The following is a 24,194-nucleotide window of genomic DNA, read 5'->3' as shown; positions in this document are numbered from 1 at the left end:
AGCCCTAGAGTATTATGGCGATATCATCCTGGATGGATGTAAGTAGGTGGGCGTTAAAAATTGTCGTTGGGGCAAGGGAACTCTTAACAGGGAACAGGAAGAGAGCTTTGGGCGATTTTACTTTTCTTCACATACCTTTAAATTTTTCTGTTAACCTACTTAGTACACAACTGTGGTAGTTAGGTTTAAGAGATTAAATTTGGTTTTTTAGTTTTTGCAGTGAGTGATAAACTGACAATAATTTGCTAAAAATCAAAATAGATATAAGGTAAGCTACCTTCAGGAGCGAGTATCCAAACAGCATAGAAACATAAAGGCACAAAAACAAGTTTGATTGGCCAGCTAAACTCTAACTTCATTCCTCGTTTAAAGCCATAGGCTATAATCATTAACACAGATAAAAACACCAATAACCAAGATACTTGGTATGGACTACTGTTCAAAGCTTCGACATAGACTTTTTCAAGAAACTGTGCATCAGCAGTATGACCCCACAGATGTTGGATGACAAAAACAGAGTCTTGGAGGTTGGGAAGACGGAACCAAATCCAAGATGTGAAAACCATTAGCTGTGTTAAAAACCAAGCGAAAATTATACCTAGAGGGTTTTGCCAAAATAGTTCTAGAATTTTAAAGCGATCGCTCATCGCATCTGTGAGACGATGAACTCCTAAAGCTATGCCATGAACAGCGCCCCAAACCACAAAACCCCAAACGGAACCGTGCCAGATTCCTGCAATTAGCATGACAATTAATAAATTGCCGCAGGTGCGAATCAACCCCTGACGGGAACCCCCCAAAGGAAAGTAAAGGTAATTCCGCAACCAATCTCCCAAAGTGATGTGCCAGCGTCGCCAAAAATCAGCAATATTTGTACTGAAGTAGGGAAAGTTAAAATTTTCAGGTAGTACGAAACCGAAAAGTAACGCACTCCCACGGGCAATATCTACGTAACCGTTAAAATCTAAATACAACTGTAACCCATAAGCAAAGGTAGCTAACCACAAATCAGCGCTACCAGCCCGTTGTAAGTTACCAAAACATAAATCAACAAAAATTCCGAGATTGTCTGCAAGAATGCCTTTTTTAACTGCACCTCTGGCAATTAACCATAAACCTTCTGCCCATCTATCAACACTAGGAAATCTGACAGTATTGAATTGAACTGCTAAATTATGGTAACGAGTAATCGGTCCAGAAATTAGCTTCAGAAATAGCAATTTATATGCAGCAAAGTTTAGAAAATTTTCAGTAGCAGGCGCACCACGATAGACATCTATTAAATAAGAAATGCATTCAAAGGTAAAAAAAGAAATTCCCAGAGGAGCAATAAATTTAAATGTTGCTTCTGGTGAATTTATGGGCAGATTAAACAGCAATTTTAATAAACTAGGCAAATACTTAAAACTTAGTAAAATTACTACATTTAAAATTATGCCCAAGCATAAAATCTTCAGCCGACGCAGATTCCAGTCAGCTTGAGAAAATTGCCACTCTTCATTAGAAATTTGCCAGCTTTGGGAATGTTTTCCTGGTGATGTGTTTTTCCCAATTTCCAGCCCAAAACGGAAGTTAATAAAAGTAAGTACTAATAGTAGTGGTAGATATTGAATGTGCCAAGATGCATAAAATACAATACTAGCTATTAGCAATGTCCACAGTCGTAACTTTTGTTCAGATACAGTCCAGTAAATGCCCAAAACACTCAGTAAAAAAATCCCGTAAAAAATTGATATGAACTTCATTTTTTAGTCATTGCTTATTAATTATTGGCAGATATAGATAACAGTAAACAGTCCAATTTGCTCACTGTTAGCCGATATGAAGTCACTTAATCATGACTTACTCAAAGTTTATCTAAATCCTCTTTCCTATGCCTTTGGCACGCTACGAGAACGCGCTCTTTGCGTCTTTGCGGTTCATTTTTTCCTTAATTTTACATAAGTCTTATTAATTAAAGATCCAAATTAATCTCCGTCTCAACCGTCAGTCCGCTTGTATAAACCTGAAACCTTACTTCACAATCCAGGGAATCATGGGATCAATTGCCAGCTTTTGTGATACTTCATATGCTCCATAGCGGTTTAGGTGACTAGGATCTGAAAAGTAATCATTTGCTTTTAGCCAAATTTTGCTGAAATCCCGGTAGATAAAGTTGGTATTAGTAGTAGATGAATTTAACATATACTGTTGAAATTCTTGCTCATATTTTAGCCGTGTTGGATCTAAGTATTCTTCTGTAAGAGGCATATTCACAAACACAAGAGGGATTTTATTAGTTTTTGTAAACTCCAAAACCGATTGCAAAGCTGCATCTTGCTTACCTTGTAGTAAAAAAGATTTATAGTCGTTATCGTAATTTCCAGTTACTCTGGGGTGTTTTTGATAGTATGTAGCGGGATTGAAGCGAATGGATAATGGTAAAAATCCATCAAAATCTACTGATTGAGTGGATTTATCTACTTCAGCATCGGGCATCAGTTTAATTTTTGATGTGATTTGCTGATTGCTAAAAGGCAAATGACTTAGTTGCTTTTGCAATAAATTTTTAATTTGATCACGGTTTTTGTAGCTAAAAGATAGACCAACAAAAGATTGATCTAACCATTCACTGGCGGCTTGATAGCTGTTAATTTCTGTTTTTGGTTCTGGGATTTTTTCGTTTTGTGTAACATTTTTTTCGGATTTGAGCAATTGATTGCTACTAATCCTGGTTGCAGCTTGCTGTAATACTTCTTTGTAGCCTTGTGATGCAGCAATGGAATTAAAAGTGATATCTTCTCTGCCACTGTTAAAAGCCCTAGCACCATCTGCCCAAAGAATGAGTCTGGGTAATTCCGAAGGTTCCAAAACTTGGCGAATGATCAAATCTACAACTTGTGCTGTCGCACCGTTGATACCAAAGTTAAATACATCAACATTGGCATAACCCTGAGTTGCTAAAGCTTTAGAAAGGGCTACTGGATCAATTCCTCTAAGGGCGCGAGAAGAACCAATAATTAATACATCTGGAGAATGCCCAGTTGTGACGACACGCTGTTTATACAGTGCTAATTGTTCATCTAATTGCCGCGCATTGAAACTTGGCAGTTGAGATCGGGCTGCTAAAAGAATAGCCCTAGAGTTGGCTTTTTCTTTCAAAGGTGCGGCGGGCAATTTTCCTGATGGATCATCATTTTGGGTGAATCCAGAAGCGTTAAATGCCGAATTCTCAACTTGAGAAGATTTTGTATTTTCAGTGTTGCTAAAAAATGCTGTTCTCTGATGTTGATCTTTCCCTGACTTCAAAGATGAATCTGACGATGATAAAACACCAGTAACTTTGGCAGAACTTAATCCAGCATGAGTAATAACATAACCTAACATCCAATCGCTTTGGACTGTGAGAATTAATCCTAAGGCCATCCAAATTATTAGACCTCGAATGCCTTCTTCATCATGGTTAGGTTCGATTGACTGAGTTGCTTCTGTAAACAGTTGAGTTGCCACCAGCCACTTTTTCAGTTTGTGGTTAGCAGTTCCTAGCCAATCCTGTGCTACTTCAGTCACGAAACTTTGAACAGCCTGTGGAGTTAAATCAGGACGCAAAATTGGCTCGTTAGTTTCGCTGTTGAGTAAATCACTTAGATATTCATCAGTTGCCGCAAATTCTGGTGTCGCTTCAGGAACTAATCGTTGGCGATGTCCTAAATCAACACCATGACTCCAAGCTGGTTCTTTATCACCGGCACGACGACCATAAACACGTACACCAATAATACCGACAATGTGGAGTTGGCGAATAAATTGAATAACTTTACTGGCTACCTGTGGTCGTGTCGGACAAATTGGGGCATCACACATAATGTGTACCAAATCACCTTTACGAAGCAGCATCACGCGGATACCACCTGTTTTTAAACGCCAATCCATGTCAAAATTGAGTAACCGCTCCAGTGAAAAAATGATCGCTGGTTCATCACCAGAAATACAGAGATCCAGTGTAGATGTTGCCAAAGCGGGATGCTTGGCTGCTGGTAAAGACAACCAATCTACCCAGGCGGGTTGCTTATCGCCTGTTTTTTGACCGTAGATGGCAGCAGCGAGAATACCTTGGGGAGCGATCGCTTCTAGCTGGGATAAAATTACCTGTAAGCAGGTTTCTTTGTCTGGTGCGGGGGCAGTTTCTAAGGGATCAAAGGCTGGGGTGCAAAATATATGTAGGGTAAATTCTTTCAGAGAAGCTTGGATAGAAATTTTAAATTCTGACAACACCTCAGTTAATAGTCTAGCGATCGCTTGCAAATCTCCCCACCGCGCCCACTCTTTCAACATGGTTTCTGGGGGCGTTAAATCCACTCTGAGCCGCCAATCAGCGTCAGTTTCCCCTTTGACTTGAGAAACAATAACTGCATCGTCATAGCCCGACAGTTTGAGATGTCGCAACCTCTGAGCTATAGGTTCCCCTAACAAAGAGGCATCAGGGCTATAACTTGACTGACAAAATATCCACAGACGATGACCTGGAGTCTTAGATTCAGCTTGAGACTGATGCGGCTTAATTTTAACTTGTACTGCCACACCCAAAGTACTCAAATTTTCGCTGAGATAGCGAGCAATAGCATCTGGGTTGCCTTGACGCGCTAAACTCTCATTCGAGACAATCAGCGCCCCATGAACTTGTCTCGATTTGGCTGCATCTGCTAACAGTTCTTGCTGTACCTGCTCTAGATGCCGATCTAATTGATTCAGGTACACCCGGTGACACCATTCAGGATGGTGTACCCCTTTCTTTCGACCATAGACCAATACTTGGTATATTGGGGATTGTTCTTCACTTGTGAGGCTATCCAAGTCCGTTTGCTGTAGTGCTTGCAGTAAATCAGACAGAGTAAGCCAACGTTGCGGACAGTCTGTACCTTCGCAAAGTATATGCAGGTCATTTCCTAGCAACCGGACTTTCACCCCGAAAGTGCTGATCCCTGTTGCTTGGCTTACCCACTGCACTAAGGTTTGCTGACGATCAAGTAATACTGTTTTCATGGGAAGTTAACTTTAACAGGAAGCGAGTATGGGGGGATTTTGCCTGTACTTGTAAACTAAAAACATAGATTTATCACATTTTGCCGTTTTTTTTTAACAATTTTGTTACCTTTGTAGCTTGCAAAATGGGCAAAGATAGTTTTATAAGGTTACACATCCTCTGAAGATTGAGTTTTGCGTCTATTTTACTCATCTGTCAATCACAAAAAATTAGCAATGTTATCTGTAACCCAAAACACCTCCACTAATTCTGGACTAAATTTGATTTTTTCTAGCATTCCCCAATCTTGTCTTCTGCAAATCAGTACAGCCGCTCTGCTGATGCTGGTCATAGCAGATAAAGCCACTGGTAAAGCACTAGAAGCTTTAGGGGAAGCTAGTGAAGAAGTGTTTCGCGGCGATCGCCTCCCCAATCTTACCTTCCCAGATGAATAGGAATTAAACCAACCCTAACTATATATAAGCATTTATTGGCTCCAGGTAGTCCTATGCAGCCGAAGCGAAAAAACTAGAATTGTAAACAGTATTGGCTTTACGAGAGCGGAAACTATGGGTTCCCTTTTATACTCTTCATCGCAAACAGCGAATGTCTACCCCATGTCGGAATTATTCTTGCGTCATCGTCTACAGGTAGTAGAGGAATTATGGGAGTCGGTTCTTCGACAAGAATGCGGCCAAAAAATGGTAGACTTATTACGACAGTTACGCGATTTATGTTCGCCGGAAGGACAAGCTACACATAACCAAGCTTCTTCAGCTGTTGAATTGATTGAACAATTGAATATCAACGAAGCAATTCGTGCGGCTCGTGCCTTTGCTCTGTATTTCCAGTTAATTAATATCATTGAGCAGGAATACGAACAAAAACAGCAACTAACCCGCTATTCTGATACAGAGACAACTGATCAGGAATATCTGGCCAATATTATTTATTCAACAAACCAAAGAGAAGATGACGTACCTGTCACCAAGGCATTAGGTGCAGATGCAGGTACACAAAGTTGGATAGAGAATACGCAAATCAACCAAAAAGGGACATTTTCTGCCTTATTTCCCCTGTTATTCAAACTGAATGTCCCACCGCAGCAAATTCAACGCCTGATTTCCCAGTTGGATATCCGGTTAGTGTTTACTGCACACCCAACGGAAATTGTCCGTCATACTATTCGGGATAAACAGAAACAGGTAGTAGATCTGTTACAAAAGTTAGATGAATTAGAAAATCGAACTGGTGGTTATCCTTGGGAAGCTGCGGAAGTTAAAGAGCGATTACTAGAGGAAATTTGCCTTTGGTGGCGTACAGACGAACTTCACCAATTTAAACCCACAGTCCTCGATGAAGTAGATTATGCCTTGCACTACTTCCAAGAAGTCTTATTTGACGGTATTCCCCAACTATATAAACGCCTCAAATACTCCCTAGCGCAAACATTTCCTTGGTTAGAACCACCTAGTAAAAATTTCTGCTCCTTTGGTTCCTGGGTAGGCTCAGACAGAGATGGAAATCCATCGGTGACACCAGAAGTGACTTGGAAAACCGCTTGCTATCAGCGGAAAATGGTCTTAGAAAGATATATCAAATCAGTGAAACAACTGATTGAATTATTGAGTGTGTCCATGCACTGGAGTGATGTGCTACCAGATTTGCTGGAATCTCTGGAGTTAGATCAATCTACCTTAAGTGATGTATATGATGCTCTAGCACTGCGTTATCGCCAAGAACCTTATCGCCTGAAACTGGCTTATGTGCTAAGAAGACTGGAAAATACACGCGATCGCAATCTGGCTTTATATAATCGGGAAGTTCCACAAAATGAAAATGCCTCAATGTACCGTTCAGGAGCAGATTTCTTAGCAGAACTGCGGCTGATTCAACGGAATTTGACAGAAACTGGCTTAGGCTGTCGAGAACTAGAAAACTTGATCTGTCAAGTGGAAATTTTTGACTTTAATCTCACCCAGCTAGATATTCGCCAAGAATCATCCCGTCATTCGGACGCGCTGAATGAGATTCTCGAATACTTGCAAGTTTTACCCCAACCATATAACGAACTGTCAGAGTCACAAAGGGTAGCTTGGTTAACTGGGGAACTGCAAACCCGACGGCCGTTAATTCCCAGCGAATTGCCATTTTCTGAAAAAACCAACGATGTCATTGAAACTTTCCGCATCTTGCGATCGCTACAACAAGAATTTGGGATCAGCATCTGCCAGACTTACATTATCAGTATGTGCCGGGAAGTTAGCGATGTTTTGGAAGTTCTGATCTTAGCCAAAGAAGCCAGATTGTTTGATCCCGCCATCGCTGTAGGTTCAATTCGAGTCGTACCTCTATTTGAGACAGTAGAAGACTTACAACGCTCCAACAGCGTCATGAGTCAACTATTTGAACTCCCCCTCTATCGCGCCTTATTAGCAGGGGGCTATGAAGCAATTAATCCAGAAACAGCCGGATTAACTCCCCAAATCCCCAACTCCCCATCATCTTCTATTCTCAACCCCGACTTACAAGAAGTGATGCTGGGGTATTCTGATAGCAACAAAGATTCTGGTTTTTTAAGCAGCAACTGGGAAATTCATAAAGCCCAAAAATCACTTCAGAAAATCGCCGAAAAGTATGGCGTTAACCTGCGTATTTTTCACGGACGGGGTGGTTCGGTGGGACGGGGTGGCGGCCCTGCTTATGAAGCGATTTTGGCTCAACCAGGTAACAGTATTAATGGCAGAATCAAAATTACTGAACAAGGGGAAGTTTTAGCTTCCAAATATTCCTTAGTGGATTTGGCATTGTACCATGTCGAAACTATTACTACTGCGGTAGTGCAAGCCAGTTTGCTGCGGACGGGGTTTGATGATATTGAACCCTGGAATGAGATCATGGAAGAGTTATCAGTGCGATCGCGTCAACATTATCGCGCCCTGATTTACGAACAACCTGATTTTATCGACTTTTTCCACCAAGTCACTCCCATTGAAGAAATTAGCCAATTACAAATTAGTTCCCGTCCAGCCCGACGACCATCTGGGAAGAAAGATTTAAGTAGCTTACGGGCTATACCTTGGGTATTTAGTTGGACACAAACTCGGATTTTGCTACCTTCTTGGTATGGTATGGGTACAGCTTTACAAGAATTTTTAGACGCAGAACCGGAAGAACACCTTAAATTGCTGCGCTACTTTTATATGAAGTGGCCGTTCTTCAAAATGGTAATTTCTAAAGCCGAAATGACTTTAGCTAAAGTAGACATTGAAATGGCACGTCATTACGTCCAAGAATTGTCCAACCCTGAAGATAAATCTCGGTTTGATCAAGTTTTCGAGCAAATCGCTAGTGAATTTTATCTAACTAGAGATTTAGTTTTAAACATTACCGGACACAAACGACTTTTGGACGGTGATCCGATTTTGCAACGTTCTGTACAGTTACGGAATGGGACAATTGTACCTTTAGGATTTATCCAAGTTTCTTTACTTAAGCGTCTACGTCAATACAAAAACACCAGCACCTCTGGAGTAATTCACTCCCGTTACAGCAAAGGTGAATTACTAAGAGGAGCATTGTTAACTATTAACGGTATTGCAGCAGGTATGAGAAATACAGGTTGATGGGTAATTGGTAATTGGTAATTGGTAATTGGTAATTGGTAATTACGGATTCCCACCTAGTAGCTTTATAGGGTGCGTCAGACTCGATAATTTATCAACAATCAACAGATATTTTACATCATGATGCACCTGACGACTAAACCCGTCAATTTTCAGTTTCGCGTTGCTCCCGGTCATTCATTACCTCATTCACCGCCTTTATCGCCCGCACAAAACCAGATACCCTCGATGGCAAAGGCGGCAACGATTACCTTGATGCTCATGGGAACGCTGTCAACGAAGTGGATACCCTTATCGGTGGTCTTGGTATTGATACCTTCGTTTTAGGTGACGGCATAAGTGGTGTCTCTTACTTTGGTGGTGGCTTTAACGACTATGCGAAGATTGTTGACTGGCAAGTGGGTGTAGATAAAATTCAGCTACTAACAGGTAACTATACCCTAACAGAAGGCAACTTTGGACTAGGTACTACCGCCTTGGATACACGTATTTTCTCCGGCACTGATTTAATCGCTGTTCTCCAAGATATCGGTAAGAATCAGATCAATACAGCCCAAGACTTCATCTACCAAGACCCTATTATTTTTCTAGCATCTGCATAACAGTCTAGAAATACATCATTTAAGACAGATTTCAAACTGGGACTATCTGCCAGAGTATAAGCTATTTGTCGTCTTTGCTCAACAACCGTATTGCGCCAACCTCTGGCATTATCATCTTTCTCTTCTGTCGAATATTGCAGTTTTAATAAATGTTCAATTAAGACTATTAAGCGAGTTTTTAATTCTTTCTTTTCACTCCGCCCCATGCTATCAATTTCTTCAATCAAATTATCAATATCTAATTGTTCTAGTTTACCTTCCTGCAATAGTTTAACAGTGGTTTGTATCCATAAGTAAAAATCTTGTTCATATAATGTTTTGTTAGTATCACTAGTCAGCATAATAATTTCTCCTGACTCGATAGGATGATGATTACATTATATAATGAATTAACTAATCAGCAAAGACGATTCCCAGACCTAACGGTTCAGCACTTGCGCTATCGCACTCTCATCTAAGTAGGTGGGCGTTAAAAATTGTCGTTGGGGCAAGGGAACAGGGAACAGGAAGAGAGCTTTGGGCGATTTTACTTTTCTTCACATACCTTTAAATTTTTCTGTTAACCTACTTACAAGCAATGAAAACTGCGGTCAGTTAATCTTCGCTTTCCAACATTTTCTTAGCTTCCAAAAGTCGCTGTTTATGCTCTTCACTAAGAGTTGGATATTGTAAATTTAATTCTTGTAATTTTTTACAGATAATATCAGCGACTATCAACCTTGTAAACCATTTACGATCAGCAGGAATAATATACCAAGGTGCAAATTCAGTGCTAGTGTGATTAAAAACTTCTTCATAAGCAAGCATATAATCATCCCAAAAAGCACGTTCTTTTACATCACTAGCTGAAAATTTCCAATGTTTTTCTGGTGATTGAATTCTATCTAAAAATCGTTTTTTCTGTTCTTTTTTTGAGACATTCAGAAAAAATTTGAGAACAATAATTCCATTATTTACTAAATATTTTTCAAAATTATTGATTTCTTCAAAACGCTGTTGCCATATATGTTTACCTTGAGGAATACAGTGAAGTTGTTGTTTTTCTAGCATTTCTCGATGTACGCGCACTATTAGTACTTCTTCATGTTCATACTGGAACTTTCTCAACTAATGGGGGAAATGTTCCCATTGAAGTTGATTATTACGAAAATACAGGTTATGCAGGACTCAACTTCTTGCTAGAACGAATTGGTAATGTACCCTCTACACCAACTCCAACACCAACTCCAGTCCCAACTAATCCTACCCCAACTACACCAACTAATTCTTATCGCATCACTGAACCAGTGAATGAGGCTCAGGAATGGCTTGCTAACCTTTTTAGTTGGAATCGAAATTCAGGTTCTACACCTCCTGTTGATTTCTTTAATGGTGATTCTAGCAATCCAAATTGGATCGGTACGCTGAATCTTGGCTCTAATAACGAAAATGGCAACAATTCGGGCAGCTTAAAGTTTGACTGGGGTACTGGCACGGTGAAGGGTAATTCTCAGTTACCTGCGGATGGATTTGCGATCCGTGCCTATACGTGGGCTGATTTCGATGGTGGTCAATACAAGTTTAATGTGCGTGCGGATGATGGTTTTCAATTGTTGGCTAAAAATCAAAGCACTGGTCAATGGTTCTACATTACCCCTCAAAATCAGTGGCAAACGTCTGGATATGGTACACCATCAGCACTAAGCTATGCTTTACCTGCGGGTCGCTACGATCTCCACTTCCACTATTTTGAACATGGTGGTGAGGCAAAGATGGATCTGTCTTGGAATAAGTCTTCTGTGGTAAATCCACCAAATACTCAAGTTCTAGGCGTTACTGATAAAGTTCTATATCCTCTTGTTAGAACAGGCGTAGGGATTGAAAATTTACAAAATAACTTTGGAGTCCGTGTGACTCATGAAGATTTCTCTACAAATGGAAAAGAGACAGTTTGGACAAAAATTACACCTGAAGCAGGAAACGAAAATAAGGAGCATTTAGTTGTTATCGATTGGGGTACTTATCGTTGGGAGGGAGTTGTAAATCTTGAACAAGGTAAATACCTGACTTTTTGGAGAGAATCTAGCGAGGTTGTTCCTATAACCGTCACAGTTACAAAATATGGACAGGGTGGTGCTTATGCCAAAGAAAAATCTGTTACTGAAAAGACTAAAATTGAGTTTGGAGAAGGTGAACCTTCTGTAGATGCAAGTATTATTCTACCTATTAAGGGTGACATGGTAAAGATGATAAAGATGACTTTATTTCCTTCTATGTTGCTGAACCTTTAAAAGCCGACATTAATATAAAAGCTAACAGCAGTGTTAATTCTATAAATGTTGGCTTGAAGATTTTCTCCCCTAATGATTATTCTAATCCTTCCTCTTTTACAGGTTTTGCTAACAACAGTACGTTCAGTTCGCCATACATTTTTAATCAAATAGGTTGGTACTATTTACAACTAACTGACTTTAATGGGTTGGGAGAGACAGACTACACTCTTTCTCTTAACACAAATTCATTTGTTTCAGACTGTCCCTGATAATGCAGGTAGCAGCTTAAATAGAGCAAAGAATATTGGTAATTTAGGTAGTACAGAACAAACATTCAGTGATTTTGTAGGGACTGGAGATACAGCAGATTATTATCAATTCACCCTCACCGCACCCAGTCAAGTCAACCTGAATGTGGGTGACTTAAGTGCAGATGCGAATTTACAGTTATTGAACCAATCGGGTTCATTCCTACAAGGGTCATATAACACTGGCACTACAGCAGAATCTATCAATACTATTTTGGCAGCAGGAACTTATTACCTGAATGTCTATCCCAATGGTGTCATTAATACCAACTACAATCTCAAACTGAAAGCCACAGAAATAATTGATTTAGCAGGGAATACTCTCCCCACAGCTAAAAACATCGGCACAATAGGAACAACGACACAAACATTCACCGATTTAGTTGGAGATGTTGATTATTATGACTACTATCAATTTAACCTTGCTAACACCAGCACAATTAGCCTGAATCTCAATGGCTTAACTCCACCAATCCACACCAAGAACTCTTACAAGCTATCGCTAACCTTACCGATCAACAAATCCCACTCGTCTTGCAATTTATATCATCCCTAGAAACACCCGTTAATAATTATCCAACTTCAGCTAAAACAGTTTTAGAAAAAATGGGTGGTTATCCCAAATTCTTGCTAGAAGGATCAGGAGATTTTTCAGATAGAGATGTACGCAAAAAGGCTCTTGCTGAAAGAATTCAAGCAAGACACCAAACAAGAAATCATGAATAATTATCCCCTGATTTTAATTGATACTGGAATTCTTGTTGCCTTCTATGACCGTAAAGACAAATATCACCAACAAGTTCTTAGCTTTTTTAGCACCTGTACTAGTCAACTTATCACAACAATTGCCTGTGTTACAGAAGTGATGTGGTTACTTGCTCCAAATACAAAAGTGCAGAACGAATTTTTATCTGCTTTATCAATAAGAGTATTCCTATGTGAACATTTACTGCCATCAGACTATCAAAGAATCCAAGAGCTTAACACAAGTTATCAAGATTTACCCGCAGATTTTACCGATTTATCGCTTATTGCCATTTCAGAAAGATTAAACATTTCTGCTATTGCAACTCTAGACAAAGACTTTAATATTTATCGTCGCTATCGCAAGCAACCATTTGAACGCATATTTTTACCTTAATTTGTTAAAAGAACACTATACGCTATTAATTAATCCTCACCATAATGCGTTTAGGTTTGGTCAGTGTTTTGGTAGCCATTGTGTACTCAACTCTGATTGCCTTAGAGTTAAGCTAACAAGGCTTTGTATAAGTTGACATAGACCTAATGGCTATTTATATATTGTCCATCTGGCTAATTTTGACAAAAAGTATCATCCATTGATGAGGTCAAAATTACTTTATAAAATCTTTATTATAAATTCATACTAATTTACGTAATCACAACATATTAAATCTATACAGAGTATTATATTTTTAATATGTTTATAAATGTTGTAATGACATTATAAAGCACTAGAAACCTCATATCATACAAATATAAAAGAGCAATGGATAGTCTAAATCTACAAAATCAGGTTGTTCCAAGTCTTATTTCTGGTTTAGAAGAAATGGGTAGTTTGGATAGCATTGTAAAAGTGGTAAGTCCCCTTGAGGTGCCTCCTTACAATGTTGTAGCTAATTATTATCCAGCAGTAAGCAAAGAAAAAGATTTTACTACCGTTGTACCTGTAACGCAATCATGGAGCGATATTTTTGGGTGGCAACATAACATAGACACGAATACCACAGCCTTTATAGCATCGCTAACGGGTAATCCTGAGCAAGCATCTCTTGTTTACTCCATAGCGAGTCATGACGATACCCCATTTACACAGACACAGAGCAGTTATAAGAGTGTTCCTAGTAATGTTGGACTACAATCTAATATAAGTTCTAGTTTTCTCCAGCAAAACGTATACCCTAAGCTACAGAAGTTTGTACAATTGCCTAATTTTCAGCAATTGATGCACTCGATTTTTGGAAATTCTCTCAATATAGAGAAACTAGATGAAATTGCTGATCAATGGATGCTGGGTGATTTCAGAAGTTTACCAATCATAGAAGTGTACCAAGACTCCGTATTTCGCGCAACTACATTAGGGGCTTTTGGTGGAGCGACAGATAAAATCTATCTTTCCGAAAAATTACTTAATAGTGGAAATATTGAGACAATTACCGACACAATAATTGAAGAAATCGGGCATTGGGTTGACAAGCAGTTGAATGAGCAAGATACTCCAGGTGATGAAGGGGAAAAATTTTCAGCTTTTGTTACGGGTAAGCATCTCAACGCAGAGAAAATTGCAGCGATTGATGTTGAAGATGATTCAACGACAATTTTTGTTGATAATCAATTGGTCAGAGTTGAACAAGCTTCTATTGATTTAGCAGGAAATACAACAGCAACAGCCAAAAATATCGGCACAATAGGAACAACGACACAGACATTCACCGATTTAGTTGGGGATATTGACCTTGCTGACTACTATCAATTTAACTTAACTAACACCAGTACCATTAGTCTGAATCTCAATGGCTTAAGTCTAATAACGAAAATGGCAACAATTCGGGCAGCTTAAAGTTTGACTGGGGTACTGGCACGGTGAAGGGTAATTCTCAGTTACCTGCGGATGGATTTGCGATCCGTGCCTATACGTGGGCTGATTTCGATGGTGGTCAATACAAGTTTAATGTGCGTGCGGATGATGGTTTTCAATTGTTGGCTAAAAATCAAAGCACTGGTCAATGGTTCTACATTACCCCTCAAAATCAGTGGCAAACGTCTGGATATGGTACACCATCAGCACTAAGCTATGCTTTACCTGCGGGTCGCTACGATCTCCACTTCCACTATTTTGAACATGGTGGTGAGGCAAAGATGGATCTGTCTTGGAATAAGTCTTCTGTGGTAAATCCACCAAATACTCAAGTTCTAGGCGTTACTGATAAAGTTCTATATCCTCTTGTTAGAACAGGCGTAGGGATTGAAAATTTACAAAATAACTTTGGAGTCCGTGTGACTCATGAAGATTTCTCTACAAATGGAAAAGAGACAGTTTGGACAAAAATTACACCTGAAGCAGGAAACGAAAATAAGGAGCATTTAGTTGTTATCGATTGGGGTACTTATCGTTGGGAGGGAGTTGTAAATCTTGAACAAGGTAAATACCTGACTTTTTGGAGAGAATCTAGCGAGGTTGTTCCTATAACCGTCACAGTTACAAAATATGGACAGGGTGGTGCTTATGCCAAAGAAAAATCTGTTACTGAAAAGACTAAAATTGAGTTTGGAGAAGGTGAACCTTCTGTAGATGCAAGTATTATTCTACCTATTAAGGGTGACATGGTAAAGATGATAAAGATGACTTTATTTCCTTCTATGTTGCTGAACCTTTAAAAGCCGACATTAATATAAAAGCTAACAGCAGTGTTAATTCTATAAATGTTGGCTTGAAGATTTTCTCCCCTAATGATTATTCTAATCCTTCCTCTTTTACAGGTTTTGCTAACAACAGTACGTTCAGTTCGCCATACATTTTTAATCAAATAGGTTGGTACTATTTACAACTAACTGACTTTAATGGGTTGGGAGAGACAGACTACACTCTTTCTCTTAACACAAATTCATTTGTTTCAGACTGTCCCTGATAATGCAGGTAGCAGCTTAAATAGAGCAAAGAATATTGGTAATTTAGGTAGTACAGAACAAACATTCAGTGATTTTGTAGGGACTGGAGATACAGCAGATTATTATCAATTCACCCTCACCGCACCCAGTCAAGTCAACCTGAATGTGGGTGACTTAAGTGCAGATGCGAATTTACAGTTATTGAACCAATCGGGTTCATTCCTACAAGGGTCATATAACACTGGCACTACAGCAGAATCTATCAATACTATTTTGGCAGCAGGAACTTATTACCTGAATGTCTATCCCAATGGTGTCATTAATACCAACTACAATCTCAAACTGAAAGCCACAGAAATAATTGATTTAGCAGGGAATACTCTCAGGGTGGTGCTTATGCCAAAGAAAAATCTGTTACTGAAAAGACTAAAATTGAGTTTGGAGAAGGTGAACCTTCTGTAGATGCAAGTATTATTCTACCTATTAAGGGTGACATGGTAAAGATGATAAAGATGACTTTATTTCCTTCTATGTTGCTGAACCTTTAAAAGCCGACATTAATATAAAAGCTAACAGCAGTGTTAATTCTATAAATGTTGGCTTGAAGATTTTCTCCCCTAATGATTATTCTAATCCTTCCTCTTTTACAGGTTTTGCTAACAACAGTACGTTCAGTTCGCCATACATTTTTAATCAAATAGGTTGGTACTATTTACAACTAACTGACTTTAATGGGTTGGGAGAGACAGACTACACTCTTTCTCTTAACACAAATTCATTTGTTTCAGATATTGGTTCTTATAATGGGGGGAAAACTGCTGAAGCTATTAGCACCACGTTAAATGCAGGTAATTACTATGTAAATGTTTATCGTGCAGGTAGTGGCAACACCAATTATAGCTTAAATCTATCCGCTGTCCCTGATAATGCAGGTAGCAGCTTAAATAGAGCAAAGAATATTGGTAATTTAGGTAGTACAGAACAAACATTCAATGATTTTGTAGGGACTGGAGACACAGCAGATTACTATCAATTTACCCTGACAAAAGCAAGTCAAGTCAACCTAAATGTAGGAGACTTAAGTGCAGATGCCAATGTACAGTTATTGAACCAATGGGGTTCACTTCTACAAGGTTCATATAACACTGGCACAACAGCAGAAACCATCAATCCCATCTTGGTAGCAGGAACTTATTACCTGAATGTCTATCCCAATGGTGGCATTAATACCAACTATAATCTCAAAGTTAAAGCTACAGAAATAATTGATAGTGCAGGAAATACTCTTCCCACAGCTAAAAACATCGGCACAATAGGAACAACACAGACATTCAACGATTTAGTGGGAGATATTGACGCTGCTGACTACTATCAATTTAACTTAACTAACACCAGCACAATTAGCCTAAATCTCAATGGCTTAAGCACAGATGCCAACGTGCAAATCCTCAACAGCAATGGAAGTGCAATAGCTGGTTCTTATAATGGGGGAACAAATGCCGAAACTATCAGAACCACATTAAATGCAGGTAATTATTATGCCTATGTTTATCGTGCAGGTAGTGGTAATACCAATTATGCCTTAAGTTTATCTGCTATCCCAGATAACGCAGGAAGCAGCTTAAATACCGCAAGAAATATTGGTAACTTAGGCAGTACAGAACAAACATTCAATGATTTTGTCGGGGATGCTGATATCTTCGATTATTATCAATTTAACGTCAGCACATTTAGCAATGTTAATTTTGTTTTGGATGGCTTGAATGCTAATGCTAATATGCAGTTACTTAATAGTAATGGCAGTTTCATTCAAGCTTCTTATAATCCTGGAAATGCTGCTGACAAGATTAACTACAATTTGAATCCTGGTAGTTATTATCTTAATGTGTACCGTGAAGCAACAGGGGCTAATACTAATTATAAATTGAGTGTTTCCGCAATACCTGATTACGCTGGAAATACTACATCTGCTGCACGCACTATCAGCGTTGGTTCTACTACTAGCACCTTTAGCGATTTTGTAGGAAATGTTGACACTTTTGATTACTACAAGTTTGATGTTGTTAGTTACAGCAAAGTTAATTTGCAATTGGATGGATTGAATGATAATGCTAATTTGCAATTACTTGATAGTAGTGGCAAGTTAATTCAAGTTTCTCAAAACGCAGGTACTACTGCTGAAAATATTACCTATGACCTTGAAGAAGGCACTTATTTTGCTAATGTTTCTCGTGAAGCAGCAGGGAATAATACTAACTACAATTTAAGTGTTAGTGCTACTTTTATTCCAATGCCTGATAAAGCAGGGAATACCCAAGATACAGCGAGGAATATTGGTACTCTGACAACCTCATCAGTAGTGTTTAAAGATCGCATTGGTAAAGATGATAAAGATGACTTTATTTCCTTCTATGTTGCTGAACCTTTAAAAGCCGACATTAATATAAAAGCTAACAGCAGTGTTAATTCTATAAATGTTGGCTTGAAGATTTTCTCCCCTAATGATTATTCTAATCCTTCCTCTTTTACAGGTTTTGCTAACAACAGTACGTTCAGTTCGCCATACATTTTTAATCAAATAGGTTGGTACTATTTACAACTAACTGACTTTAATGGGTTGGGAGAGACAGACTACACTCTTTCTCTTAACACAAATTCATTTGTTTCAGATATTGGCTCGTTAAGTGGAACACGTAATATTGTAGTAAGCGACAATAGTAAGTCTCTCTACCGTTTTAAATTAGATCAGAATTCTGTGGTTAAAGCGACTAGCAATTTCCCTGATCTAATAGGGCTTCAGGTGCGAGATAGTAGTTATAACAAAACGATTGCTGCATGGCTTGACACTGGTGCAACGCTGAATGCTGGTACTTACTATTTGGCAGTTTCCCAAATTTATAACTCGTCGAAACCTGCACCTTCATCTTTTGCGTTAAATCTACAGGCAACTCCTACTACTCGCTACGATAATGCAGGCTTAGATTTCATAACTGCTCTTGATATTGGTACAATTTCTACTTCTAAGAGTGTGACTGATTTTATTGATTCCACTGATAAGCTCGACTACTACTCATTTACGATTGGCTCAAAAAGTAGCGTTAATTTGAATGTTGTACCTGTTGCAGGAAAGGCAACGGTGGACATTTATTTATATGATGATAAACGGAATTATGTCAGTGCTGCTTATGGTAATTCTGGTACGCTAAAACCTTTGGTAGCAACATTAGAAACTGGCAAATATTATGCTCGTATTACCCCTACTGGTCTAGATCCTACAGATGTACAGTATCGGCTTGATGTTAATGTTCAAAGCTTGATTGCTAATGATGGGATTGGTAATACTTTTGCTCAGTCCAAGGATCTGGATAGGGTTTACCCAGGTTCGTCTATTGCTGCGGTGAAAGATTCCATTGGTGGGGCTGATGCGGCTGATTGGTTCCGCTTTAGTATGGGTAAGCTGGGGAATTTGTTGCCTGTTTTAGATGGTTTGACAACTCCTGTATCGTTGCAATTGTTGCGGATTGAGTCGAACGGTGGACTAACAAATTTGGGAACATTCAACAGTACCAGTGTAGCTAATTGGAAGCCTGTTTTTAATAATTTGGCGGTGGGTAACTATGCCCTGGCGTTGACTTCTAATAGCACTACCAGTACGCCCTATACATTGAATCTATCAACTGTATCTACTAATGTTGCACCAACAGATTTAAAGATTAGTTTTAATAACTCTTACACAACAAATCAAGATGTTGTTGTCACTGGTACTGTCTTTGATGCAAATGGTGCAACGGATCTTGATGATGTATGGGTTTCAATAAATGGGCAGCAGACAGCAATTACTAATTTTACTAAAACTTTCACCCCATCTAGCCAAGACAATCGTTTAGCCAGTTTTTCGCTCAATTTTGGCAAATTACCTATTGGTACTTACAAATTGTCAGCGAGTGCCAGTGATAAATCTCGTGACAGCAGTGGAACAACTATTGCCCTTAATGGTTTTACAGTCCAAGCTGCTCCTTCAACTGGTGGAACAACAATTAATTTACAACCTCCTGCTTCAACTCCTAATTGGCAAATTCAGTATTTTAGTGGTCAGAATTTGAGTGGCTCTCCTGTGTATACGGAGTCTTTAGGTAATCCTTCTAATGGAAATAACAGACTAAATTTTGCATACTATTGGGGAGAAAATTCACCTAATGCCTACCTTTCCAAAGATAATTTTTCTGCTCGTGTTAAAGGAAGTAGCTATCTTGATTCTGGAGAGTATCGGATAACAGTAAATGCGGATGATGGGATTCGTGTCAGAGCTAATGGGCAAACCATCATTGACAAGTGGGTTGATCAGGAAATGAAATTTGTTCATACTGGAACTTTCTCAACTAATGGGGGAAATGTTCCCATTGAAGTTGATTATTACGAAAATACAGGTTATGCAGGACTCAACTTCTTGCTAGAACGAATTGGTAATGTACCCTCTACACCAACTCCAACACCAACTCCAGTCCCAACTAATCCTACCCCAACTACACCAACTAATTCTTATCGCATCACTGAACCAGTGAATGAGGCTCAGGAATGGCTTGCTAACCTTTTTAGTTGGAATCGAAATTCAGGTTCTACACCTCCTGTTGATTTCTTTAATGGTGATTCTAGCAATCCAAATTGGATCGGTACGCTGAATCTTGGCTCTAATAACGAAAATGGCAACAATTCGGGCAGCTTAAAGTTTGACTGGGGTACTGGCACGGTGAAGGGTAATTCTCAGTTACCTGCGGATGGATTTGCGATCCGTGCCTATACGTGGGCTGATTTCGATGGTGGTCAATACAAGTTTAATGTGCGTGCGGATGATGGTTTTCAATTGTTGGCTAAAAATCAAAGCACTGGTCAATGGTTCTACATTACCCCTCAAAATCAGTGGCAAACGTCTGGATATGGTACACCATCAGCACTAAGCTATGCTTTACCTGCGGGTCGCTACGATCTCCACTTCCACTATTTTGAACATGGTGGTGAGGCAAAGATGGATCTGTCTTGGAATAAGTCTTCTGTGGTAAATCCACCAAATACTCAAGTTCTAGGCGTTACTGATAAAGTTCTATATCCTCTTGTTAGAACAGGCGTAGGGATTGAAAATTTACAAAATAACTTTGGAGTCCGTGTGACTCATGAAGATTTCTCTACAAATGGAAAAGAGACAGTTTGGACAAAAATTACACCTGAAGCAGGAAACGAAAATAAGGAGCATTTAGTTGTTATCGATTGGGGTACTTATCGTTGGGAGGGAGTTGTAAATCTTGAACAAGGTAAATACCTGACTTTTTGGAGAGAATCTAGCGAGGTTGTTCCTATAACCGTCACAGTTACAAAATATGGACAGGGTGGTGCTTATGCCAAAGAAAAATCTGTTACTGAAAAGACTAAAATTGAGTTTGGAGAAGGTGAACCTTCTGTAGATGCAAGTATTATTCTACCTATTAAGGGTGACAGTAAATGGTCTGAGACTTGGAATTCAACAACATCGGCAAAAATTAATTCTGTTTTAGATGATCTTTTGGGAACTCATGACATTCTTTATGACGGAAAATATGCTGGGGAATGTGTGAGTTTTGCTAAGAGTTATGTAAAAGCTTTAGGGATTGAACCACCGAGCTTTGGAGGATATGCTAAAAATGGCTTAGACAAATTTGGCACTGATATTGCTAATAAAATTGACTACAGTAAAGATAAGCCACAAGTAGGAGATCTAATCTTTTTTGATGCAACACCAGATAAAAAAGATATAAATGGGAAGATTATCGAAAAAGGAAATTCTGCTGGACACGTAGCTGTAATACAGTCAATTCTTAGTGATGGAAAAGTTATTATACAAGATTCTAATGGTGATGGAATGGCTAATAAACAAGGTGGAACATATGTATCTCGATACACTATTGATCTTAAAGGGAATCCTCCAGCGCCAGGATTAGGTACGGTGTTAGGAGGAGTTCGTTTAAAGTCCGACAAAATTAAGGTATGATGCGTTGATTTTGTTGCAGAAAAGTTAATTATTCTTCCAGATTCCCCAATCACCATGACCAATAAACGCATCCTAATTTGTACTTGTTTAGCGCTATCTTCTGGCTTTTTTGGTGGTTACATTGGCGGACAAATTACGTCAATGCTGCACAATCAGAAATGTCAAAATCAAGCTTGGGGCTGGCAACAGATGTGTAATGCTTGGGTAACACCGGGAGCAATATGGCAAGGTAGCACAGCCGGAATTTGGACAGGTACAATATTAGGAGCGTTTGTTGGCGGTTCAGTAACACGCAAATCTAGTCATTAGTCAATTCAACTATCAGTTGAAGTCGGAGAAGATTGTAAATTACTTAAAGATTGCCAACTGTTAGTGCTAGTATCAAAACAGCGCCAATATCCTTTACGTTCGTCTTTATAACAAAATAAGGTGCGATCGCGATCATCAAAATTATCAGTTAGAAAGTATACCATTCCCCGAAACGGATAAGTTTTACGACTCAGGCGTTTTGCTACAGCTTGATTCGGACATTCGACGATAAAAACAGATTCTCCATTGATATTAGCCAAGGAGAAAATACACATCCGCAAAATTGCTCTCAGCCAACTTTCAGAATTCTCGAAATAATCGTCGATAATTTTGTTAGTCAGGGCTTGTTCGAGGCTGCGGTCTTTGTTACGAGGAGTGTGGGCTTCAGACATAGCATCACCTAAAATGGCTACACCGCTGGTTAGAGATTAAACTAAAATTTCCAAAACTGACAAGTCTAGACTCACAAAGCTCATCAGTCAAGCCACACAGCTAGAGGTGGCAGAAAGACTGGTACAGTATACTTAATATCCCTAAGAGCTAATTGCCATGACTACTGAAACTACTACAGGTGCTGATGCTATTGATGTAGCGATCGCCAAAGGAATTGATTTTGACGGTTCTCCCATTCCCGAAGCTAAATTAGAATTATACAGCCAAGTTATGGGACTAGAAGCAGGTAGACAACGTAGTGGCGTATCCAATACCATGCGTTCCCGAATCGTCCGCATTGGTGCAAAACACATTCCCCAAGCAGAACTAGACCAAAAGCTTGTTAATGCTGGTTTTGCACCTCTGAAAGAAAAAGAAATTGCCTTTTTCTACGGCGGTAAATAAGATAGGGAAAACTCCCAGCGTCTTTACCTCATTTTTCTAAAGTTCTTACCGTTAAAACCTGGGGTGGAGTGGAATCGGGTGGATAAATCAAATCTAGCTGCACCATGCGTCTCATTCCAGGTTGTAACACAATTTCTGTCAAAGGTTGCAAGACTTGACCAGTGCGATGCCATAAATGCACATAACGCGTCTTTTGTTCCCCCTGATCATCAGCATAACGCAACCGCACTGTCCCCCGAAAGAAAGGAAAATCTAAGGATGGTTTTCGGAAGCGGACACCACCTTGAACTAATTTATCTTCTTTTAATGGTGTTTCCAAAGTTACGGAAATAGTTTGAGCTTTAGCAGTGTTATTACTTAAAGGCAAACTGAGATTATATTCTACGCCATAATTTCCATGTGCTTCATAAGCTGTGTCGGGATAACGTACCAACATCTTCGCCGTTTGATCTTGTTCAGTACCCAATCTACCAGCGCGTAAACTAGCTATAGGATAGGAAATTGCTTGACCTGGTTCGGGAATTGTGAAAATGTCTGTTTTCGGATTATCTACTAATTTTGCTTTCCACCGCGAACCTTCAGAAACACCCGCTACACGCCCATAAATTAATTGACCCCCTTTAGCATCTGGTGGTGTAGGTATTTTATCTCTTGGCCCAGCAAAATTACCGTTATTTAGTAAATCTTGCCATTCCGCCATAATTGGCGCACGGTCAGAACCATCAACATTTTTCTTAGCATACATTGCTAAACTAGCTGTATAAACTTTCCTATTACTACGCAACCGGAAAAAGCTAGACCGACCATTGACAGGTTTTTCTAAATTTCGCACTGGAATAGGATGATTTAGCAACATCCGACTTTTTCCCGCAGGAATTACCAATTTAGCCGGAAAATCAGCTTGACGAACTCCCCGTAGCACATCAGCCACCGCCCTAGCACCTGGGCCTGAGAACACTTTACCATCATTATTTTCAATGTATGGAGCTAAAGTTACAAAAGGCGCATCTTGCATTAAATAACTTGCACCCTGTAACACATCTACCGTTACAGATTTTTTACCAGGATTATGCAAAATTATACCCAGGTAAAGAGTTTGCAAATCCTTGGGAGTATGGCTATAGTGGTGAGCAAATAAATCAAACCGTCCTTGAAAGGGATAATTCAGATGTGCTGCTGGAACTTTTTTCTCATTTGCGGGAAAGGTAGAAAGTAAAACGCCTTCAGTTTTCACCCATTCTGGGCTATTACTGTTAAACACAGGAATAGTATCTAATTTTCCAGGTAAAGCACGCACTTTTCCACCGATAATAATTTCTTGAGGTGCTGGTTTGGGTGGATTTTGAGCATTTGCTAAGTCTTTGGTATGATTGGCATTGAATTTTGTACATCCAATGCTTTGAGTAACAGCAAGTCCTGATAAAAGTATGAAGAGGGTTACAGGTATTATATTTTTTGGCTGTGGAACTGGCATAATGCTTTTTTGAAGAAAGATGTATTCTCAAAGATGAACAATTTTAATTACAGTTTCTTCGTAGCATATTTCCGAGACTAGTTATTTTTTTTGAAAAAATATCTGGCATACTTACATTTAATCCATACAATTATA

At 39.2% G+C, this 24,194-nt stretch carries 18 protein-coding genes and 1 pseudogene; 13 read left to right on the top strand and 6 right to left on the bottom strand.

What is annotated here, in order from left to right:
• Positions 1 to 245 precede the first annotated feature (245 nt).
• Both A9Y75_RS08645 and A9Y75_RS08640 read right to left on the bottom strand, forming a co-directional pair.
• A complete protein-coding gene (locus A9Y75_RS08645) occupies positions 246 to 1,745 on the bottom strand; it encodes an MBOAT family protein (RefSeq protein ID WP_071189159.1) in 1,500 nt (499 codons plus the stop codon).
• A 268-nt stretch (positions 1,746 to 2,013) separates the two neighbouring features.
• The gene (locus A9Y75_RS08640; RefSeq protein WP_071189158.1) at positions 2,014 to 5,022 is read right to left on the bottom strand and encodes a DUF1574 domain-containing protein; all 3,009 of its coding nucleotides are present in this window, start codon (positions 5,020 to 5,022) and stop codon (positions 2,014 to 2,016) included.
• Positions 5,023 to 5,238: 216 nt separating this feature from the next.
• Here A9Y75_RS08640 and A9Y75_RS08635 point away from each other — a divergent pair, with 216 nt between their 5' ends.
• The 3 genes from A9Y75_RS08635 to A9Y75_RS08625 all read left to right on the top strand — a co-directional run bounded on the left by A9Y75_RS08635 (position 5,239) and on the right by A9Y75_RS08625 (position 9,230).
• The gene (locus A9Y75_RS08635) at positions 5,239 to 5,457 is read left to right on the top strand and encodes a hypothetical protein (protein ID WP_071189157.1); all 219 of its coding nucleotides are present in this window, start codon (positions 5,239 to 5,241) and stop codon (positions 5,455 to 5,457) included.
• A 114-nt stretch (positions 5,458 to 5,571) separates the two neighbouring features.
• Entirely contained in the window at positions 5,572 to 8,628 is a 3,057-nt protein-coding gene (ppc, locus tag A9Y75_RS08630) for a phosphoenolpyruvate carboxylase (protein WP_071189156.1), read from the top strand.
• Positions 8,629 to 8,909: 281 nt separating this feature from the next.
• Positions 8,910 to 9,230 carry a hypothetical protein gene (locus A9Y75_RS08625; RefSeq protein WP_071189155.1) on the top strand — a complete coding sequence of 107 codons (321 nt, stop codon included), beginning with the start codon at positions 8,910 to 8,912 and terminating at the stop codon, positions 9,228 to 9,230.
• Here the strand turns inward: A9Y75_RS08625 and A9Y75_RS08620 are convergent.
• Positions 9,194 to 9,571, bottom strand: coding sequence for a DUF29 domain-containing protein (locus A9Y75_RS08620; protein ID WP_083389526.1), 378 nt, complete (start codon positions 9,569 to 9,571; stop codon positions 9,194 to 9,196). The two genes, A9Y75_RS08625 and A9Y75_RS08620, sit on opposite strands and share 37 nt — an antisense overlap.
• 253 nt (positions 9,572 to 9,824) lie before the next feature.
• Positions 9,825 to 10,322, bottom strand: a pseudogene (locus A9Y75_RS08615) (polyphosphate kinase 2 family protein); the annotation flags it as partial.
• 83 nt (positions 10,323 to 10,405) lie between these two features.
• Between A9Y75_RS08615 and A9Y75_RS08610 the strand changes: the two are divergent.
• From A9Y75_RS08610 to A9Y75_RS08570, 9 genes are all read left to right on the top strand, one after another.
• A complete protein-coding gene (locus tag A9Y75_RS08610; protein WP_071189154.1) occupies positions 10,406 to 11,500 on the top strand; it encodes a hypothetical protein in 1,095 nt (364 codons plus the stop codon).
• Between the two features lie 231 nt (positions 11,501 to 11,731).
• Positions 11,732 to 12,346: a PPC domain-containing protein gene (locus tag A9Y75_RS08605; protein ID WP_177176140.1), complete on the top strand. Its 615-nt coding sequence runs from the start codon at positions 11,732 to 11,734 to the stop codon at positions 12,344 to 12,346.
• Complete coding sequence (locus A9Y75_RS08600; protein ID WP_236721360.1) at positions 12,325 to 12,516, top strand: hypothetical protein; 192 nt, start codon at positions 12,325 to 12,327, stop codon at positions 12,514 to 12,516. The genes A9Y75_RS08605 and A9Y75_RS08600 overlap by 22 nt, the downstream gene beginning before the upstream one ends.
• Complete coding sequence (locus A9Y75_RS08595; protein ID WP_071189151.1) at positions 12,509 to 12,931, top strand: PIN domain-containing protein; 423 nt, start codon at positions 12,509 to 12,511, stop codon at positions 12,929 to 12,931. The genes A9Y75_RS08600 and A9Y75_RS08595 overlap by 8 nt, the downstream gene beginning before the upstream one ends.
• Before the next feature lie 369 nt (positions 12,932 to 13,300).
• Positions 13,301 to 14,371, top strand: coding sequence for a hypothetical protein (locus A9Y75_RS08590; protein WP_071189150.1), 1,071 nt, complete (start codon positions 13,301 to 13,303; stop codon positions 14,369 to 14,371).
• A 23-nt stretch (positions 14,372 to 14,394) separates the two neighbouring features.
• Positions 14,395 to 15,189 (top strand): hypothetical protein, encoded by a 795-nt coding sequence (locus tag A9Y75_RS08585; protein ID WP_071189149.1) that lies wholly within the window; start codon positions 14,395 to 14,397, stop codon positions 15,187 to 15,189.
• A gap of 231 nt (positions 15,190 to 15,420) precedes the next feature.
• On the top strand, positions 15,421 to 15,882 hold the full coding sequence (locus A9Y75_RS08580; protein ID WP_177176139.1) for a PPC domain-containing protein: 462 nt from the start codon (positions 15,421 to 15,423) through the stop codon (positions 15,880 to 15,882).
• Between the two features lie 139 nt (positions 15,883 to 16,021).
• Entirely contained in the window at positions 16,022 to 21,439 is a 5,418-nt protein-coding gene (locus tag A9Y75_RS08575; protein WP_071189147.1) for a pre-peptidase C-terminal domain-containing protein, read from the top strand.
• A 54-nt stretch (positions 21,440 to 21,493) separates the two neighbouring features.
• Positions 21,494 to 21,748 (top strand): hypothetical protein, encoded by a 255-nt coding sequence (locus tag A9Y75_RS08570; protein WP_071189146.1) that lies wholly within the window; start codon positions 21,494 to 21,496, stop codon positions 21,746 to 21,748.
• Positions 21,749 to 21,753: 5 nt separating this feature from the next.
• Here A9Y75_RS08570 and A9Y75_RS08565 read toward each other — a convergent pair whose 3' ends face one another.
• Positions 21,754 to 22,140, bottom strand: a complete 387-nt coding sequence (locus tag A9Y75_RS08565) for a hypothetical protein (protein ID WP_071189145.1) — start codon at positions 22,138 to 22,140, stop codon at positions 21,754 to 21,756.
• Between the two features lie 157 nt (positions 22,141 to 22,297).
• Here A9Y75_RS08565 and A9Y75_RS08560 point away from each other — a divergent pair, with 157 nt between their 5' ends.
• Positions 22,298 to 22,585 carry a DUF4090 family protein gene (locus A9Y75_RS08560; RefSeq protein ID WP_071189144.1) on the top strand — a complete coding sequence of 96 codons (288 nt, stop codon included), beginning with the start codon at positions 22,298 to 22,300 and terminating at the stop codon, positions 22,583 to 22,585.
• Between the two features lie 28 nt (positions 22,586 to 22,613).
• Here A9Y75_RS08560 and A9Y75_RS08555 read toward each other — a convergent pair whose 3' ends face one another.
• Positions 22,614 to 24,059: a DUF3370 domain-containing protein gene (locus A9Y75_RS08555; protein WP_071189143.1), complete on the bottom strand. Its 1,446-nt coding sequence runs from the start codon at positions 24,057 to 24,059 to the stop codon at positions 22,614 to 22,616.
• Between the last annotated feature and the right edge of the window lie 135 nt (positions 24,060 to 24,194).

This window comes from Trichormus sp. NMC-1, assembly GCF_001858025.1.
Lineage (GTDB): Bacteria > Cyanobacteriota > Cyanobacteriia > Cyanobacteriales > Nostocaceae > Anabaena.
This window is presented reverse-complemented; position numbering and strand designations above follow the sequence as displayed.